Origin of the sequence: Runella sp. MFBS21, assembly GCF_029433105.1 — a bacterium.
Classification (GTDB): Bacteria; Bacteroidota; Bacteroidia; order Cytophagales; family Spirosomataceae; genus Runella.
Map to the genome: position 1 here is coordinate 542,922 of NZ_JARNTW010000002.1, position 15,456 is coordinate 558,377.

Annotated in this window: 15 protein-coding genes and 1 tRNA gene; 2 read left to right on the forward strand and 14 right to left on the reverse strand. The window is 40.7% G+C overall.

Translation table 11 applies throughout. The features are described 5' to 3' along the window. Positions 1-8: 8 nt before the first annotated feature. A complete protein-coding gene (locus tag P1X15_RS06450) occupies positions 9-983 on the reverse strand; it encodes a rhodanese-related sulfurtransferase (protein WP_277337327.1) in 975 nt (324 codons plus the stop codon). Positions 984-1,259: 276 nt separating this feature from the next. Between P1X15_RS06450 and P1X15_RS06455 the strand changes: the two genes are divergently transcribed. Beyond that, entirely contained in the window at positions 1,260-1,874 is a 615-nt protein-coding gene (locus P1X15_RS06455) for a deoxynucleoside kinase (RefSeq protein WP_277337328.1), read from the forward strand. A gap of 167 nt (positions 1,875-2,041) precedes the next feature. On the opposite strand, the gene P1X15_RS06460 is transcribed toward P1X15_RS06455, so the two are convergent. After that, on the reverse strand, positions 2,042-3,037 hold the full coding sequence (locus P1X15_RS06460; RefSeq protein ID WP_277337329.1) for a ribonucleotide-diphosphate reductase subunit beta: 996 nt from the start codon (positions 3,035-3,037) through the stop codon (positions 2,042-2,044). Positions 3,038-3,384: 347 nt separating this feature from the next. Here P1X15_RS06460 and P1X15_RS06465 point away from each other — a divergent pair, with 347 nt between their 5' ends. Next, a complete protein-coding gene (locus P1X15_RS06465) occupies positions 3,385-4,500 on the forward strand; it encodes a D-TA family PLP-dependent enzyme (RefSeq protein WP_277337330.1) in 1,116 nt (371 codons plus the stop codon). Between the two features lie 61 nt (positions 4,501-4,561). Here the strand turns inward: P1X15_RS06465 and P1X15_RS06470 are convergent, their stop codons facing one another. The 12 genes from P1X15_RS06470 to P1X15_RS06525 all read right to left on the reverse strand — a co-directional run bounded on the left by P1X15_RS06470 (position 4,562) and on the right by P1X15_RS06525 (position 15,449). Continuing rightward, positions 4,562-4,963: an Hsp20/alpha crystallin family protein gene (locus P1X15_RS06470; protein ID WP_277337331.1), complete on the reverse strand. Its 402-nt coding sequence runs from the start codon at positions 4,961-4,963 to the stop codon at positions 4,562-4,564. Between the two features lie 17 nt (positions 4,964-4,980). Next, a complete protein-coding gene (locus tag P1X15_RS06475) occupies positions 4,981-5,172 on the reverse strand; it encodes a hypothetical protein (RefSeq protein WP_277337332.1) in 192 nt (63 codons plus the stop codon). Positions 5,173-5,208: 36 nt separating this feature from the next. Next, complete coding sequence (locus P1X15_RS06480; protein ID WP_277337333.1) at positions 5,209-5,466, reverse strand: hypothetical protein; 258 nt, start codon at positions 5,464-5,466, stop codon at positions 5,209-5,211. A 136-nt stretch (positions 5,467-5,602) separates the two neighbouring features. Continuing rightward, positions 5,603-5,929: a hypothetical protein gene (locus P1X15_RS06485; protein WP_277337334.1), complete on the reverse strand. Its 327-nt coding sequence runs from the start codon at positions 5,927-5,929 to the stop codon at positions 5,603-5,605. 12 nt (positions 5,930-5,941) lie between these two features. Further along, positions 5,942-6,490: an RNA polymerase sigma factor gene (locus tag P1X15_RS06490; RefSeq protein ID WP_277337335.1), complete on the reverse strand. Its 549-nt coding sequence runs from the start codon at positions 6,488-6,490 to the stop codon at positions 5,942-5,944. Positions 6,491-6,847: 357 nt separating this feature from the next. Next, positions 6,848-9,190 (reverse strand): carboxypeptidase-like regulatory domain-containing protein, encoded by a 2,343-nt coding sequence (locus P1X15_RS06495; protein WP_277337336.1) that lies wholly within the window; start codon positions 9,188-9,190, stop codon positions 6,848-6,850. 78 nt (positions 9,191-9,268) lie between these two features. Next, positions 9,269-10,054 (reverse strand): LuxR C-terminal-related transcriptional regulator, encoded by a 786-nt coding sequence (locus tag P1X15_RS06500; RefSeq protein WP_277337337.1) that lies wholly within the window; start codon positions 10,052-10,054, stop codon positions 9,269-9,271. Positions 10,055-10,243: 189 nt separating this feature from the next. Then, on the reverse strand, positions 10,244-10,861 hold the full coding sequence (locus P1X15_RS06505) for a hypothetical protein (RefSeq protein ID WP_277337338.1): 618 nt from the start codon (positions 10,859-10,861) through the stop codon (positions 10,244-10,246). A gap of 108 nt (positions 10,862-10,969) precedes the next feature. After that, positions 10,970-12,283: a peroxiredoxin gene (locus P1X15_RS06510; RefSeq protein ID WP_277337339.1), complete on the reverse strand. Its 1,314-nt coding sequence runs from the start codon at positions 12,281-12,283 to the stop codon at positions 10,970-10,972. A 313-nt stretch (positions 12,284-12,596) separates the two neighbouring features. Then, positions 12,597-12,670, reverse strand: a tRNA-Ala gene (locus P1X15_RS06515). Positions 12,671-12,837: 167 nt separating this feature from the next. After that, positions 12,838-14,223, reverse strand: coding sequence for a leucine-rich repeat domain-containing protein (locus P1X15_RS06520; RefSeq protein WP_277337340.1), 1,386 nt, complete (start codon positions 14,221-14,223; stop codon positions 12,838-12,840). A 212-nt stretch (positions 14,224-14,435) separates the two neighbouring features. After that, on the reverse strand, positions 14,436-15,449 hold the full coding sequence (locus P1X15_RS06525; protein ID WP_277337341.1) for a sugar kinase: 1,014 nt from the start codon (positions 15,447-15,449) through the stop codon (positions 14,436-14,438). Positions 15,450-15,456 lie beyond the last annotated feature (7 nt).

Here is a 15,456-nt window from a genome sequence, read left to right on the forward strand (position 1 = left end):
GGTTATTTTCAAACTTCTGTCTTTTTCATCGACTTTTTGAAGCTTTTTAAACCTTGCAGTGGCGTATAATGGTCGCTCTTTTTGGGATAGTAACCTGTGCCGTTGTAGGGACGTTTGTGAGGGCTGCATTTACATTCTTCGGAGCAGGCACCTTCCATTTTCCAACCACAATCTTCGCACATCGGTACATGGATATTACATTCGTTGTTGGCACAGTTGACCATGCGATCGGAAGGAGTGCCACAGACGTAGCATTTTGAAATCACCTGAGGGTTTACCTGATTGACATCTACTGTGAGGCGATTGTCAAACACGTAGCATTTTCCTTCAAAATCCTCTCCACCGGCTTCTAAACCATATTTGATGATACCGCCGTGGAGTTGATATACATTATCAAAACCTTGGTCGAGCAGATACGCACTGGCTTTTTCGCACTTGATACCGCCTGTACAATAGGTCACTATCTTCTTACCTTGTCCTTTTAGGTGTTGGATTTCTTGGATATGTTCGGGGAGTTCACGGAGATTTTCCATATCAAAGGTAATAGCCCCTTTAAACTTTCCGACACTGTGCTCGTAATTGGAGCGCATATCAATCACCACCAGATTGGGGTCTTCTTTGAGGAGTTGTTTAAACTCCGCAGGTTCGAGATGAATACCGGTTTGTTTGAGCGGGTCCACCGGTAAATCCGAATTGACGATTTCCTCTTTCAGCCGTACATGAAGTTTTTGGAAGGCGTGTGCTTCGTGGTGTTCTACCTTAAAATCGATGCTAGCAAAACGAGGGTCTTCTTTGACCCATTTCATATAGGCTTCGCAATCTTCATTCAAGCCTGAGACTGTACCATTAAGTCCTTCAGGGGCAATGATAATGCGACCAAGGAGATTGTTTTTTACACAAAATTCGTGCTGAGCATCGCGATAGCCTTCTGGATCTTCGATGGGCACGTATTGATAATACAAGAGAACACTATATGGTTTCATCACAAAAAACTTTTATTCATTATTAGAAGCAGATACCTGCTTGCAAATTTACAGACGCTTTGTCTCTGCTTTTCTGTTAGTTAGTAAAATAAAACAGAGCAATAAGGTTCCTGCAAAAATACGAATTTATGAACAGTCAAAAGTTGACAATGGTCATAACTCGAACAAAAAGCTTAAAATATCGTTATTTTTGTACCATTTTCGTACATTTATAAGTCTTAATATTATACTCTAATCTACAAACAAATCTACTCTAACGGTTAATTCTTTACCTCAATGCATATTGCGATTACTGGAAACATCGGCGCAGGTAAGACCACACTTGCCCGCAAATTATCTGAACATTACAAATGGGATGTACTTTATGAAGCTGTTGAAGGCAATCCTTACTTGGCTGATTTTTATGAAGATATGTCACGCTGGTCGTTCAACTTACAGGTATTCTTCCTCAATAGTCGTTTTTCACAAGCGCAAAAGATTCGCTCTATGCACTATCAGACGGTAGTGCAAGACCGTACTATCTATGAAGACGCCTTTATTTTTGCCAAAAACTTAGCTGATACGGGTATGATGGAAGCTCGTGATTATCAAAACTACTTGATGCTTTATGAAACCATCACCAATACCATCCAAGCGCCTGATGTAATTGTGTATTTGAAAGCGGACTTACCCAAACTTCGTCGTCAGATTCAGAAACGTGGGCGGGATTTTGAACAGAGTATCACGGACGAATACTTGTTGAATCTGAATGGACTATACGAAAATTTTGCCCAACATTATATCGACGGGCCTTTGCTTACAATTGATGTCAACAACTTGGATTTTGAAAGCAATCCTGAAGACTTTGGGTTTATTATACAAGAGATGAACAAAACCTTAGGATACCGCTAAGGGAGCAATGTTCATTCCTATGCTTAACGCAGGCAACGTTGCCTGATTTTTTTTGCGACGTTGCCAGGGTGTTTTGTAGACAATTTTCAACGCAGGCAACGTTTTGAACGTTGCCTGCGTTTTCTTTTAAACCCTGCCAACGTTCAAAACGTTGGCAGGGTTTAATATTAAAATTCTACATCAAAGCTAAGTTGTTGTGCCTCACGCTCTTTGGTGGAGTTCTTAACACCTGCTTTTTGGTATTCTCCCACTTTTTTCTCAAAGAAATTGGTCTTCCCTTGGAGTGATATCATATCCATAAAATCAAAGGGATTGGTGGCATTGTAGATTTTTTGCAAACCAAGCGACACCAACAAGTGATCGGCCACAAACTCAATGTACTGGTTCATAAGAGTGGCATTCATCCCAATCAAAGACACCGGAAGCGCATCTGTCACAAATTCTTGTTCAATCGCTACCGCATCTTTGATTAAGTTATAGATGCTTTCTTCGGGCAATTTGTTGACAATGTGATCGGTATAAAGCAAGCAAGCAAAATCGCGGTGCAGACCTTCGTCGCGTGAGATAAGCTCATTAGAAAATGATAGACCTTTCATGAGTCCACGTTTTTTGAGCCAGAATATCGAACAAAATGAGCCTGAGAAAAAGATACCTTCCACCGCAGCAAAAGCGATAAGGCGCTCGGCAAACGAGCCGTTGGCAATCCAACGCAAAGCCCATTCTGCTTTTTTCTGCACGCATGGGATGGTGTCAATAGCGCGGAGCATTTTATCTTTTTCGATGGGGTCTTTGATGTAAGTATCAATAAGCAAAGAGTAGGTTTCGGAGTGGATGTTTTCCATCGCAATCTGAAAACCGTAGAAGCATTTGGCTTCTGCATACTGAACTTCTTTCAAGAAATTGACCGCGAGGTTTTCGTTGACAATACCGTCAGATGCGGCAAAAAATGCTAGCACGTGCGAAATAAAGTGCCTTTCACCGTCATTGAGTTTTTCCCAATCTTGAAGATCGGATGCTAAATCAATTTCTTCTGCGGTCCAAAAAGCTGCCTCATGATTCTTATAAAACTGCCAAATATCATGATGTTTGATTGGAAATAGTACAAAACGATGGGGGTCTTCAACCAACAAAGGTTCTTCTACAACGGCTGAATTAGATGACATAGACAAATGGTTTTTAAAGATTTATGGGGACTTTTTTGATACGTATGTGACTTGAGAATAAGTGCCCGATTGACGTAACAAATTTATTAACTTTGAGGGAGTGTTTGGGTATAAAATCAGTTTCTATCCGAAAATTATAAGAAAAAACAAGCAAAGCGTGTTCGTAAGTTGCTGATATACAGTAGATGTTTTTGAAAAGTTCTTGGTTTATTTATAACTGTGCGTATATCCTTACGAAAAATTGGAAAAAGAATAGAATGAAACGATAACATATTTTCTAGTTCTTTATCAGCTTGAAAAATAACTTAAAGGCGTAATTTTTGATTAAGTACAACTTTTATAAAAATATGAGTCAAAATCAGTGGTATCACCTTCACAACGAATCGCAGCTGGATTCACCTTCTTTACTTATTTACAAAGAAAGGGTAATTGATAATATCGACAAGATGATCGCAATAGCGGGCGACACTAACCGTCTTTATACCCATATTAAAACCAACAAAATGCCCGAAGTTGTGAAATTGATGTTGGCGAAAGGAATCACCAAATTCAAATGTGCGACCATTGGTGAGGCCGAAATGGCCGCTATTGCGGGGGCCAAACATGTGGTGATTGCCCATCAGTTGGTAGGCCCCAAAATCGACCGTTTGGTGGCATTGCGTAGGTTGTACCCTGATGTTTTCTTTGCTTCTCTTATTGATTCACAAGATATAGCAGAAGAACACAGCACTGTTTTTGGCACAGCTCAGTTGACAAGTGATGTTTTTTTGGACGTCAACAACGGGATGGATCGCTCAGGACACCCGCTTGATGCCTCTATTTTGGATTTATATAAAAAGTTGCATTCGCTGCCTCATCTCCAATGTCACGGACTACACGTTTATGACGGGCATATCCGTGCTACTGATTTTGAAGCTCGAAAGGCCGAAGTAGAAGATGGGTTTGTGGATGTAGAACATTTTTTGGAGGCAATATCCGACTCAAATCTCCCCAAGCCTTTGGTGATAGCTGGGGGAACTCCCTCGTTTACGGTACATGCGTTGCATGGAGAAACGTATTGTAGTCCAGGTACGTGCGTGCTGTGGGATTGGGGATACGGCGACAAACTCTCCGAACAGCCTTTCGAATATGCAGCTTTGGTACTGACACGAGTTATCTCAAAACCCCAGAAAGGGCTTATTACGGTCGATATGGGACATAAATCAGTAGCTGCTGAAAATCCCATAGACCGCCGAATCAGGTTTCTGAATTTGGAAAACTACGAACTCATCGGACAAAGTGAGGAACATGGAGTGATAAAAGTGCAGGACTGGGATAACATTCAAGTAGGACAAGTGCTGTATGGCGTACCCTACCATGTGTGCCCTACGGTGAATCTTTATGATGAAGCGTACGTAGTTGAAAATCAGGAGTCAACGGGTAGATGGGAAGTGCTTGGACGCAAACGAAGAATAACGGTTTAAGTCCCTAAAATATAGGATGTTATGTAAAAAAGGTCGATGCTATGACATCGACCTTTTTTTACTAAGCTACGAAAATTTCCTGCGTGGGCTGCTCCGAACCGGGGATAATGGGCAAAGTTACCTGTAAAATCCCTTTTTGATATTCTGCTTTGATATTGGCGGTATCGACGGTCTCGTCGATCCAAAAGCTTCGTTCAAAAGAAGCTTTCCTAAACTCATTGCGAATCCAATTTTTGTTTTCGTCGTCGTTTACAGCCTGATACGAAATCGTCAGTTCGTTGCCTTTGAGATTGATTTTGAAATCTTCTTTGGCGCGGTCGGGCGCGATAACGTAGATTTCGTAGCTATTGTCGGTTTTTGAGACATTGACAGGAACCCTGAAATTCGAGTGGGCGTGCCGTCTGCCATAGTGGCCAAATCCCATTCCGGGATGTCTGTGACCACATCTTCCATGATGATGCATATTGTTAAGTTGTTTGGTTACTGATTTGATGGATTTTCGGTTTGTGGCTTATCGGCTTGCTCTCGCTCTTGATGAGGAGACTTGTGATGCTGACAAGCATGGTGGCCTCTGTGGTGGTGCCACCCGTGGTGCCCTACGGTAAAGCGCAAAGCTGCCGCAGTGATGAGCGCGACTGTCACGCCCAAAACCAATTTGGTTCGTCTTTTCATGAAATGATTTCTAAAATGTAAGGTGTTATTGCGGTCTTAAATTTTAATAGTAGGACGTTGGTATTCGTCTCTCAAGCCTTCTTTGCGGTACTGTTCTGTTACATCTTCATAAGGAGCGTAGTAGGGTTGGTAAGAGCGCCCCCAACGGCGGCGGCGACGACCTAAAAACAACCGAAACATCAAGCCCGCAAACAAGAAAAACAAAAAGGCTTTCAACAATAAAAACGGCAACATAAAGAGGAAAAAACCGCCAAGGAGACCTGTTCCAATTACTCTCAAAATTTGTGTAAACATAGCTGTAAATTGTTTTAAATGATTTTTTAAAAAAGTACCAATGGGTGTACAAAAAGGATGACGGATGAAACGAAAAATTACTTTAAACTTTTTTGAAAAATTTTGTTTTTTTTTCTTGGTGGGCTATTGTAAAAGCCTAACGGCCACAGCGTTTACGCCATTCTTCTTTGAATTTGGTACGTTCTTCATCGTTCATATTCGCCCATTTTTCGCGCCAAGGATTTCTCTTTTGGAAATGCTGAGAGCTTCGTGAACCAAACCCTCTACCAAAATTGCCAAATAAAATACGGCACAGCACTAGCAGTCCTACCGCTTGCCAAAACGAAATAAAACTTACGCCTAGCAGTGCGGGCAGGATTGCATTCCAGAGCCATTGAACCACGCCTCCAAGTACGAGAACAGCAATGATGGCAAATGCCGGAAAGAGCCAAAAGCGACGGCGGTAGTTGGGATAACGATTCATATTTTTTTGCATTTAACTGTTAATCAAATCTTCATATAAGCTTTCCAGCCGTTGACGGAGGTGTTGCACAGCGTAGCGCTTGCGCGAAATCAACGTTTTGATATTTTCGCCAGTACGGTCAGCAATTTGCTGAAAAGTCTGGTCTTCAAGTTCGTTCCAGACAAACACTTGGCGTTGGTTTTCGGGAAGTTCGTCGAGGGCTTCGAAGAGTTGTTGCCAAAATATTTCGCGGAGGTAGTCGGTTTCGGGCGTGCCGTCATCGGCTAGCAAAAGGTCTTTGAAATAAAACTCCCCTTCATCATCTTCATATCCATAATCTTCGAGGCGTTCGGGTTTTTGTTTGCGATAGCCATCTACAATACGATTACGAGCCACTCGGTAGAGCCAACTGCCCATTTGTTCGATGGCTTCAATCTCCGGCTGACTGCTCAACTGATACCATACATCTTGCATGATGTCTTCGGCATCTTCGTCGCTACTTACGCGTTGACGAATGAAGCCAAACAACTGTTTGCTGTATTTTTTGATGGTTTGTACGATATTGTTTTTTGATGCTGCCAAAGCCAAAATAAAATGGATTATCTCTACAGACGTATAGCTGCGGAAATTACTTTAAAAAAAGATAAAAAAATGAGGAGAAAGAGAAAGTTGTGTCATTACGCCATCAAAAAGCCACTATCAGTGCTCACCAAAAAACAAACTACTCCCTTAATGAATGGGAAAGTAAGGTTAATCATGCTCGCAAGCAGCTAGAGCAAACATGTAATCTGTTTAGATGATTTTGCCAACATTAGCGGTAATTTCATTGCTTTCAACTTATGAAGAGATTTAAAAGAAGACGGGGTTTTTAGCACTTCACTTTCATAGAAGCACTAAAACCCCGCTTTTGCAAAATGGCTGTTGTAGGTTCGGATTTTTTTAGAATTGTATCTTGTAGCTCAAATTAGGCAGGAGAACCGTCTCAACATCTTTATCAATTCCCCCTGTTCTAAAATTGTATTGGTAGCCAAAGAAATCGGGCTGTTGGGTAAGATTTACTATTTTCAAAGCGATTTCTCTTGAACTTTTTGCTTTGTTTTTTCTGTATGCAAGCGTTAAATGCACATTAGTAATGGGGGCTGATTGGAGGGAGTAGGCGCGGGTTTCATCATACACAATCGCCTTTCTTGCTTTTGTTGCTTCTTCATCAATCGGCGAAAATCTGTCTCCTCCCTGAAATGTTAATCGACCATTGATGTTAAATGTGTTCTGCTTATTTTTACCAACTTTCCACTCTTTGCCCGCCAGTAAATTGACTACGTAGTTTCTATTGAACCTTGTATCTCGCCACACATCATCGCCTCCTTTGTATTTTGATTCAAAAATGGAGGTGGTAGCCATATAATAAAACCCCTTCGACATATACTTCTCCAGGGTTATATCCAGACCATAATTTCTGCCTTGTCCTTCATTGATGAGTTTCTCGGCAAAAAACCAATCTGACTGGAAATTAACAGCAGATAACGAAGTACCCGCCATGACAGGCACGCTGAATAAGTGTTGGAAATAAGGCTCTACTTTTAGGTGTATTATATCTGTGATATTCCAATCGTAACTGAACACAACATGGTGAGCCTTCGTAAAATCCAGATTTTTGTTTACCGCTTTCTCGTCGGTAGATAATGAGTTGTTATAATACATATACAAACTCTCTATTCTGCTATGTAGCCCATAAGCCAATCCCACCGTATGCTTTTCGCCTATATTTTGGGCAAGCGCCATTCGTGGTTCTATGGAATAGTTATTGTTGAGCGAAAAATGTTGGACCGCAACACCCACATTCAATCTTAACCCGGAAGTAAGAACTACAGAGGAGTTAGTAAATGCAGACGACAGGACGCTGTTTCCGCTTGCGTTTACAATTTCGGCAGGATTTTCCCCTACACTGGCTGCACGGTTTAGGTGTAGGTCATAATTCAAGAATCTTACCCTTACCCCTGTTCTGTTGGTGTGCCTATTTCCAAATCTTTTGTTTAAAAATGTGGATAGTGCATACTCCCAATTGGTATTCGAAATATTGCTAAAAGGCACTAATTGCTCCGACTGATTGAGGGCCTTCGTTTGCCAATCGGTCTCGTTGGCGGTTGCGGATAGCGCCGTTTGTATATAGGCATTGTTTTTTAGAAAAATCTTATGGTTTACTCCCAACGCACCCGTCCTCATTCTGATTTTGTCTTCCTGACTATCATCATAATATTTGCGGTCTGTGCTATCTTTTTTAGGATTGTTGTTTGCGCTATCTATAAATCCCAAACCCCAAACGGAAAACACACCTGCCTTTTTGGTTGGAAAATGGAGTTTGAATGACAAATCCTGATACGTAATAGACGAGGCACCGTCGGGTAATACAGGGGCTAATAAACCCAGCGTCGAGTACCTGTAGTTGTACACATACGATGATTTTCCACCTTTTTTGAAAGGGCCTTCCTGAGACGACTCCAGCCCTATAAGCCCCAATTGAATGGTTCTTTCTGTTTTTTCGGTATTCCCCTTTCGCAAATTCATATCAAACACGCCTGAAAGCGCATTGTTATATTCGGCTGGAAAGGCTCCCGTCAAAAAATCGGAGTTTGTCAGCATCTGAGCGCTAAGGGCAGTTAGGGTACCACCTCCAAACGAACGCAAATCATTGAAGTGATTGGGGCTTGGTATCTCTACGCCTTCCATTCGCCATTGTAAATAGCGAGGCGCATTACCTCTCACCACGATACCATTGTTACTGTTGTTGGAGGCGACCCCCGCAAAAGCCGAGGCTAATCGTGCAGGGTCATCAAATCCCCCTGCATACCTTGAGGCTTCTTCTACGCTTAGCATCCTCGCACTCACAATGGCAAATGGGTTCAAGGTTTTTTGCTTATCTAAAGTAGGTCTTATCACTACTTCACTCAGCTGTGTTGGATTTTCTTCAAGCCCAACAAACACTTGTGTTTGCTTACCGGAAACCACAAGTACCTCACGTACTATCCTTTTGTGATAGCCTATACAAGACACTTCTATATCATATCTGCCAGTAGGAACAGGAGATAATATAAACACACCTAAACTATCTGTGACGGCACCCATTAATGGCTGACTATTGACGATAGAAACAGTGGCAAACTGTATGGGTAGTGAGGTGATTTGATCCGTAACTATACCGCGTATAAGCTGGTTTGATTGTGCCTTTACAAGGTGGTGAATGCTCATGAGGATGAGCAAGGAGCAGAAAAACTTTTGTATCATTTTAAATAGAATTTTGATGATGCAAAACTATCTGCCCAACGAGCGGGATTCAATACTGATTAATCAGTATTTAGTGGGCTATATGAGTCCGAATTTGGTAGCAAATATGATGGCTTCAATGGTGTTGTTAGCTCCAAGTTTTTCCAGAAGTCGTTGGCGGTGCGTATTTACAGTATGTACACTGATAAACAATTTATCAGAAATTTCTTTGCTCAACAAACCCTGTTTTACAAGCCTTAGAATTTCCAGTTCACGCTTGGTTAACTCCAAACTTGGTTTAGTCTCTACGCCGGAGGATATTATCTTACCTGTCCGGAAATTGTGGATTTGGCACTTTACTGAAGATTCCTCATCTTGATTCGGTGACAAATCGATTGTGCTCATCATAAGCCAAATTTGCCCTATTGCATCCAACTCTAATAATTGATACTGATCAATCACCCGAACATACTTTCCACTAGAGTTAAGCATCCTGAATTCATATACAGCTTTGTGATTTAACTTTTCATCACTCGACAATTCTTTGAATAACTTCAACGTTAATAGTCCAAGCATTGCCAGGTTATACTTATCATCAGGATGTATTTTTGCCTCAAAAAATGCGTAATTGAGCTCCTCAAATTCTTCTCTGCTGTAGCCTAACAAATGCGCGTAATTTTTAGAAAAGAAAGCAATTTTGACTTCATTCAAATCAAATATCTGAATGGAAGAATTGGTCAATGCCGCCAATGTTTCCACGACAGGCTTATGTTTTTCGAGTTTTTCGTAGTCTATATGTTGAGGTTCAAATTGTAAGCTGCCCATATATTTCATTACTATTTCGTATATGGCATTTCTTTGGTCAATACTTTCGTTATTTGTCATGTTTTGTTTGCTACAATTTTATGTAAAGTGGTTTTTGGTCTCTTTTTAGGTTGACCGATGAGGGTTTTGTATTTAGGAAAGTGGCTGATTTTGAGATGGTTGATTTTGGTTCTAAAGTTTATTTAAAAAACAAACCTTGATGTTTGCACTGCACCCTCCATTTTGCCAAACTGCTGTTATGCGGTCGTTTTATACTTGCTCATCATCTTGCCATTCACCATTTACTGCCGCAATAGTCGCTTTAAATTTCTCCGCAAAGCCGTCGTCTACACCGTACTCGCTGAACTTTTTTACTGCCCAATCAAAAACTGTAATCCCAAATCCTGTGTACTTATGCACAATAATAGAATTAAAGTAAGGATGCGAATACAGCCAATCGAAGCCTTCTATTTGTTTGAATAAGTATCCAAGCATAGTGCCAAACTCACAAACTGTCAATAAGTAAGAATTTGAAAAATCTGTTGGGTTGCTTTTCTTTATCAAATCTGCAATTCTGGCTCGGTCGTAGTATTTGTCAACTGCATCTAAAGCGTTCAAGTCAAGTTGGTCCGAGTTCGTGATATGTCGAAAATCTTCCAAGGCTGCTTGAGGCATCGTCTCGTTTAAATGCTTTTTCTGATATTCCAAATACTCATCGTCCAGATATTGAATGTCCTGAAGATTGAGAGGCTTTCCTTTATAGGCGGCAATCTGGTATACGTCAGGTCTTGTTGTCTTGGGCTTGTCTTCTTCGTCGTACCAAGGACTGAGGAATTTGTCAAACAATATGTCGCAATGAGGGAGTTTCTTCTTGACTAGTTTTAGCATAAGTTAGGTGTCTGTTAAAAGTGACGCAAACCCATGTTGGGTGTTCGGCTTTTTTGTCTCAGTTGGTTTTTATGGCGTCTATTCTTGATTTGTACGAATCAATAATAACTACTGGGCTTTTCGTAGATTAAATTCTTGAATTTTCAAATCCAAGGCCTGACTTCTAAGGTTCTTAGCTATAATCTTTCCATCTGGGGATATGAGTACAGAAGTCGGAAATCCTGTTATTTCGTATTTTTCTATAAGTTTATTGGTTTCATCTGATAATAATTGAGGCCATTTTATATCATTCTTTGATATGAATTTTTTAAGGGATTCAGGTTTGTCAGACACAATTCCCACCATTGCGATTTTACTTGTATCAATCTGATCATATAATTTGATAAGATTGGGCATGTCTTGAACACAGCCACGGCACCATGTACCCCAAAAATCTACAAAGACGTATTTTCCTTCGAAGTCTTTTAATGAAATAGTCTTTTGGGTACTAAATTCAATGGCCGTAAAAGGTTTAAAAGTAAATCCAGTCTGCATAGGAAAGATGATAGAATCAGGGGCAATGCCTTCTAATTTCAAGCAGTTTTTAGAGAGGTCAACGCCGCAATTTTTATATTTATCGCCCATGATTCCTCCAAGAGTTATGTAGTTATTTAGGCCAATAATATCTTTTTCTTCTATTTTATCTCCTACTTTCCAGTTTGTTATATTCATTAATTCTGGATATTGAAAGACAGCGCTTGTAAAACCATTGGCTGCAACAGCAAGTTCATATCTTTGATTTTCTTGGATTAACACCGTTTTTGCGTATATAGGAAAGTTGTATCCAATCTTTCTTCCATCAAACTGTTTTATTATTAGAGGAATTGTAGCTTCATTTATTTTACCATTTTGGTATAGTTCATAATTTACGATTTGAGTATTTCTCACAGAAAGCATTTTTTGTTCTGAATCAAGTATTTCGGGATGAAACTCCTTCTCATCACTAAAATCAAGATTATTATTGGTATCAACCATTACAACACAGTTACCTTTATTATTTATCCCCCAGATCACATATACAAAGCATTTAATAGCTTTTTTGGAAAGTTTCCGTTCATCAAATAGCCATTGAGTATGAAAGGATTTGTATGCATTGGCAGAAATGTTTCTAGCAAGGTAATTTTGATACATTAGTTGATAACCATTTAACCAAATCATTGCTTTATTTACATTGGACCAATTCAATGGGATACCTTTTATAGGCATGTACATTTTACCATAGACTGGGTCATTTTTGCGCTCATTAATAAGCAAGCTAAAGGAAGGAAGAAAGGGGCCATAGCCTTCAACGAAGGTAAGAGGTAAATCAATGATAGTATCTTTTTTATTCTTAGTTTGGCAGCCAATCATAATAAAACTACTCAGAAGCACAATGTATTTCATTGTAAAAAGCTTTAAAATGAATTATAATGACTAAATTATCGAGGCTACACTTATGGTATTCAGGAATAAGCTAAGTGATGCTTTTGGAGAGTATTTAGAATCCCACCACGCTACAATCATTTACCAAATAAAAAAAATAAGTTTAAATACTCAAGCCGTCTAACGAATCTTTATTTGGTAAAAGCTAAACAAGAGAAAGACTCTAAAATTTCAGTGAGGGAGGGTTCGGTGAATTAAAGTGAAATTGAAGAGGTTAAAAAGCAGAAAACCACCGCATTATATGTACGGTGGTCTCATTATCAAAAGGTTTTTGTGGAGAAGATGGGATTCGAACCCACGGCCTCTTGCATGCCATGCAAGCGCTCTAGCCAGCTGAGCTACATCCCCATGATTTCAACTTTACAAACGCTCTAGTCAGGTGGTACGCCAGTCCGATGAGCTACATCCTCGTTGGATGTTCCTTGATTTGGGAGTGCAAAGATGAAATTCAATCATGACTTTTGCAAATGGATTCTAAAAAAGATTTTTTACAAGAAACCTTGCCAAGGTTTGGGCTAATACGCCACCTGAATACGATTCTCTTCTAATGACTCTATGGTTGGTTTTGAACGACTCATTAGCATGCTGTCATTGGCAAAAGGATTGTTTCTTAGATAAAGCTTTTTGAGTTGGCGGAGTTGAAGGGTTTCGTTGGGAACTTCGCTCAGGTTGTTGTAGCTGAGGTCAAGCTCCTCTACTTTTCTCAATTGCCCGATTTGCTTAGGAAGCGTACTAAATTGATTGTAGCCTATGTCAAAAATTTTGGTTCGACGCAGCTTTTTGATACTAGTGGGTAAAGTGTGAAGCCGATTGTGATGAGCATACAGCGCTCGTAAACTTCTCAAACGACCAACATGGGTGGGTAATTCGGAAAACTGATTGTGCGAAATGGCTAATTGTTGTAGTCGCCTCATGCGTGAGAGTGAAGCAGGTAAGGTCGTGAGTTCATTGTAATATAAATCCAATACTTCCAAACGACGCAATTTGGAGATGCCGTCGGGGAGGCTTTTGAGTTCACACGAATAAAGATTGAGGTCTTGCAAACGTCTCATTTTTTTTAAAACATCGGGATTGAGTCCCTCAAGTTTGTTGTAGCCGAGCCATAGACTTGTCAAACGACGGCAGGAGCTTACTGCTTCTGGAATATCAGTAAAACGATTGTTTTGGATATTGAGAATTCGGAGGGTTTTGTTAGAAGTGAGTTGTAAACTGTTGTTGGTCAGTTGGTTTTGATTAAGCCATATTTGTCGAAGCTTGGGTAGGCGAGCCAAGTCGATAGAGGCTGCTGTAAGTTCATTGCCGCTTAGGTTGAGTTCCTGTAGTTGGGTAAATCGGTAAATACACTCTGGGACTTGTTGGAGCTGGAGCTGATTGAGGGCTAAGATTTTGACGGTGTCGGGGCGAGTGGTAGCCTCGGCAAGCTCTAGGGTCGAAATCACCCCCTTTCCTTTCGTAATACTGCGGAATATCCCTAATCGAATGAAATGATGAGAAACAAAAAAGTTTGAAAGTTTAAGTTCAGCTACATAAGCGTCGGTAAGCACTCTTAATGAATCCAAAAAACGGTTTTTGTTGGCTTCTGATACAGTGCCTTCAATGTTGTAAATCAGATAATTAATCTTCTTGTCTTCGCTGACGTACATTTGATAGCCCATGAGGGCGTTTTCGCGTATCCCAAAGATTTTCTGACCCATTATCATTTGATTTTTCAAAAAAGCATCATCTCCTTTACGGATAGTGGGAGGATTGCGGGCCACTTTTTTGGCTTTTGATTGCACTAAGCTATCCCAATATGCCCTCGTGAGTCCTTTTTGGTCGGCTTCTTGGGTCGACAAAATCGTCACTTGCGCGCTGGCCCACGTAGTACACAAGAGACCCAAAACTAAAAAAATGGCTTTCATGAGTTAATAAGTTTGGTTTATTAACTACAATCTTAGGTTAAAAATGATATATATCAAAGTATTTTATAAAATAAAATTATATATATATGTTCGAAAAGTATATTTTTTGTATTTGTTGAGTGTTAATAACTGATAATCAGAGAGTAGTGAGGTAATTTTAAACTTGCAAAGTTTGAGAGCATAGTTGGGAGAAACTTGGCAAGTTTGAGGATTTAGCGAGAGAGTTTGCCTGAGGTGTCGCCTGAGGCTAGGCGTTCTACTTCTTCTACACTTACGAGATTGAAGTCTCCTTCTACAGTGTGTTTGAGAGCAGCGGCAGCAGTGGCAAAATTCAGCGTACGTTGTATATCTTGTTGAAAATAATCATATCCATACAAAAAGCCCGCAATGAAGGCATCGCCACTACCGATACGGTCGATGATATGATGAATATCGTGCTCTACGGTTTTGTAATATTTTTGGCCGTCCCATGTTTTGCCTTTGAGGCGATTGTGGGAAGCGCTGATAGAATCACGTTTAGTATCTACAATGAGCTTAAGACTTGGGTAGCGTTCCATGACTTGCTTCATCGACGATACCCATTTGTTTTTTTCTCCTTCAATAGGCAAAATTCCAAATAAGTCTTCGGCGTTGCTATTGCCACATACGATAAAGTCACAGTAGGAAACTAATTCGGGCATGATTTCTTGGGGAGTTTTACCCCATTGCCACAGGCCTTTGCGATAATTGACATCGGCGGAGATTTTAACCCCAAGCTGTCGGGCGGTTTTGACGGCTTCTAAGCAGGCTTGAGCGGCGCTTTCCGATAAAGCAGGGGTGATACCCGTAAAGTGAAACCAATCGGCTCCTTGGAGGATTTTGGCCCAATCAAAATCGGAGGGCGAAAGGGTACAAAAAGAATCATTGAGGCGGTCGTAAATCACTTGGCTTGCCCGAGCCGTGGCGCCATTTTCGACATAATAGACCCCGAGGCGGTCACCTCCAAACTGAATTTGGGAGGTGTTGAGACCATATTTGCGTAAATACATGACAGCCGCCCGACCCAAGTCGCTATCAGGAAAACGGGTGACGTGTATGGCATCGATGCCCCATTGCGCAGCAGCGATGCTGACATTGGCTTCTCCTCCTGCATAGGTGATATCGAAACTGTGGGCTTGGCTAAAACGCGCAAACCCTGGCGGCGAGAGCCGCATCATGATTTGACCGAAAGTAACAATTTTTTTCATATCCTCA

What these genes read in the sequence shown, in the direction of transcription:
- P1X15_RS06450 (WP_277337327.1), bottom strand. Translation starts at nt 983, where the DNA reads ATGAAACCATATAGTGTTCTCTTGTATTATCAATACGTGCCCATCGAA.
- P1X15_RS06455 (WP_277337328.1), top strand. Translation starts at nt 1,260, where the DNA reads ATGCATATTGCGATTACTGGAAACATCGGCGCAGGTAAGACCACACTT.
- P1X15_RS06460 (WP_277337329.1), bottom strand. Translation starts at nt 3,037, where the DNA reads ATGTCATCTAATTCAGCCGTTGTAGAAGAACCTTTGTTGGTTGAAGAC.
- P1X15_RS06465 (WP_277337330.1), top strand. Translation starts at nt 3,385, where the DNA reads ATGAGTCAAAATCAGTGGTATCACCTTCACAACGAATCGCAGCTGGAT.
- P1X15_RS06470 (WP_277337331.1), bottom strand. Translation starts at nt 4,963, where the DNA reads ATGCATCATCATGGAAGATGTGGTCACAGACATCCCGGAATGGGATTT.
- P1X15_RS06475 (WP_277337332.1), bottom strand. Translation starts at nt 5,172, where the DNA reads ATGAAAAGACGAACCAAATTGGTTTTGGGCGTGACAGTCGCGCTCATC.
- P1X15_RS06480 (WP_277337333.1), bottom strand. Translation starts at nt 5,466, where the DNA reads ATGTTTACACAAATTTTGAGAGTAATTGGAACAGGTCTCCTTGGCGGT.
- P1X15_RS06485 (WP_277337334.1), bottom strand. Translation starts at nt 5,929, where the DNA reads ATGAATCGTTATCCCAACTACCGCCGTCGCTTTTGGCTCTTTCCGGCA.
- P1X15_RS06495 (WP_277337336.1), bottom strand. Translation starts at nt 9,190, where the DNA reads ATGATACAAAAGTTTTTCTGCTCCTTGCTCATCCTCATGAGCATTCAC.
- P1X15_RS06500 (WP_277337337.1), bottom strand. Translation starts at nt 10,054, where the DNA reads ATGACAAATAACGAAAGTATTGACCAAAGAAATGCCATATACGAAATA.
- P1X15_RS06505 (WP_277337338.1), bottom strand. Translation starts at nt 10,861, where the DNA reads ATGCTAAAACTAGTCAAGAAGAAACTCCCTCATTGCGACATATTGTTT.
- P1X15_RS06510 (WP_277337339.1), bottom strand. Translation starts at nt 12,283, where the DNA reads ATGAAATACATTGTGCTTCTGAGTAGTTTTATTATGATTGGCTGCCAA.
- P1X15_RS06520 (WP_277337340.1), bottom strand. Translation starts at nt 14,223, where the DNA reads ATGAAAGCCATTTTTTTAGTTTTGGGTCTCTTGTGTACTACGTGGGCC.
- P1X15_RS06525 (WP_277337341.1), bottom strand. Translation starts at nt 15,449, where the DNA reads ATGAAAAAAATTGTTACTTTCGGTCAAATCATGATGCGGCTCTCGCCG.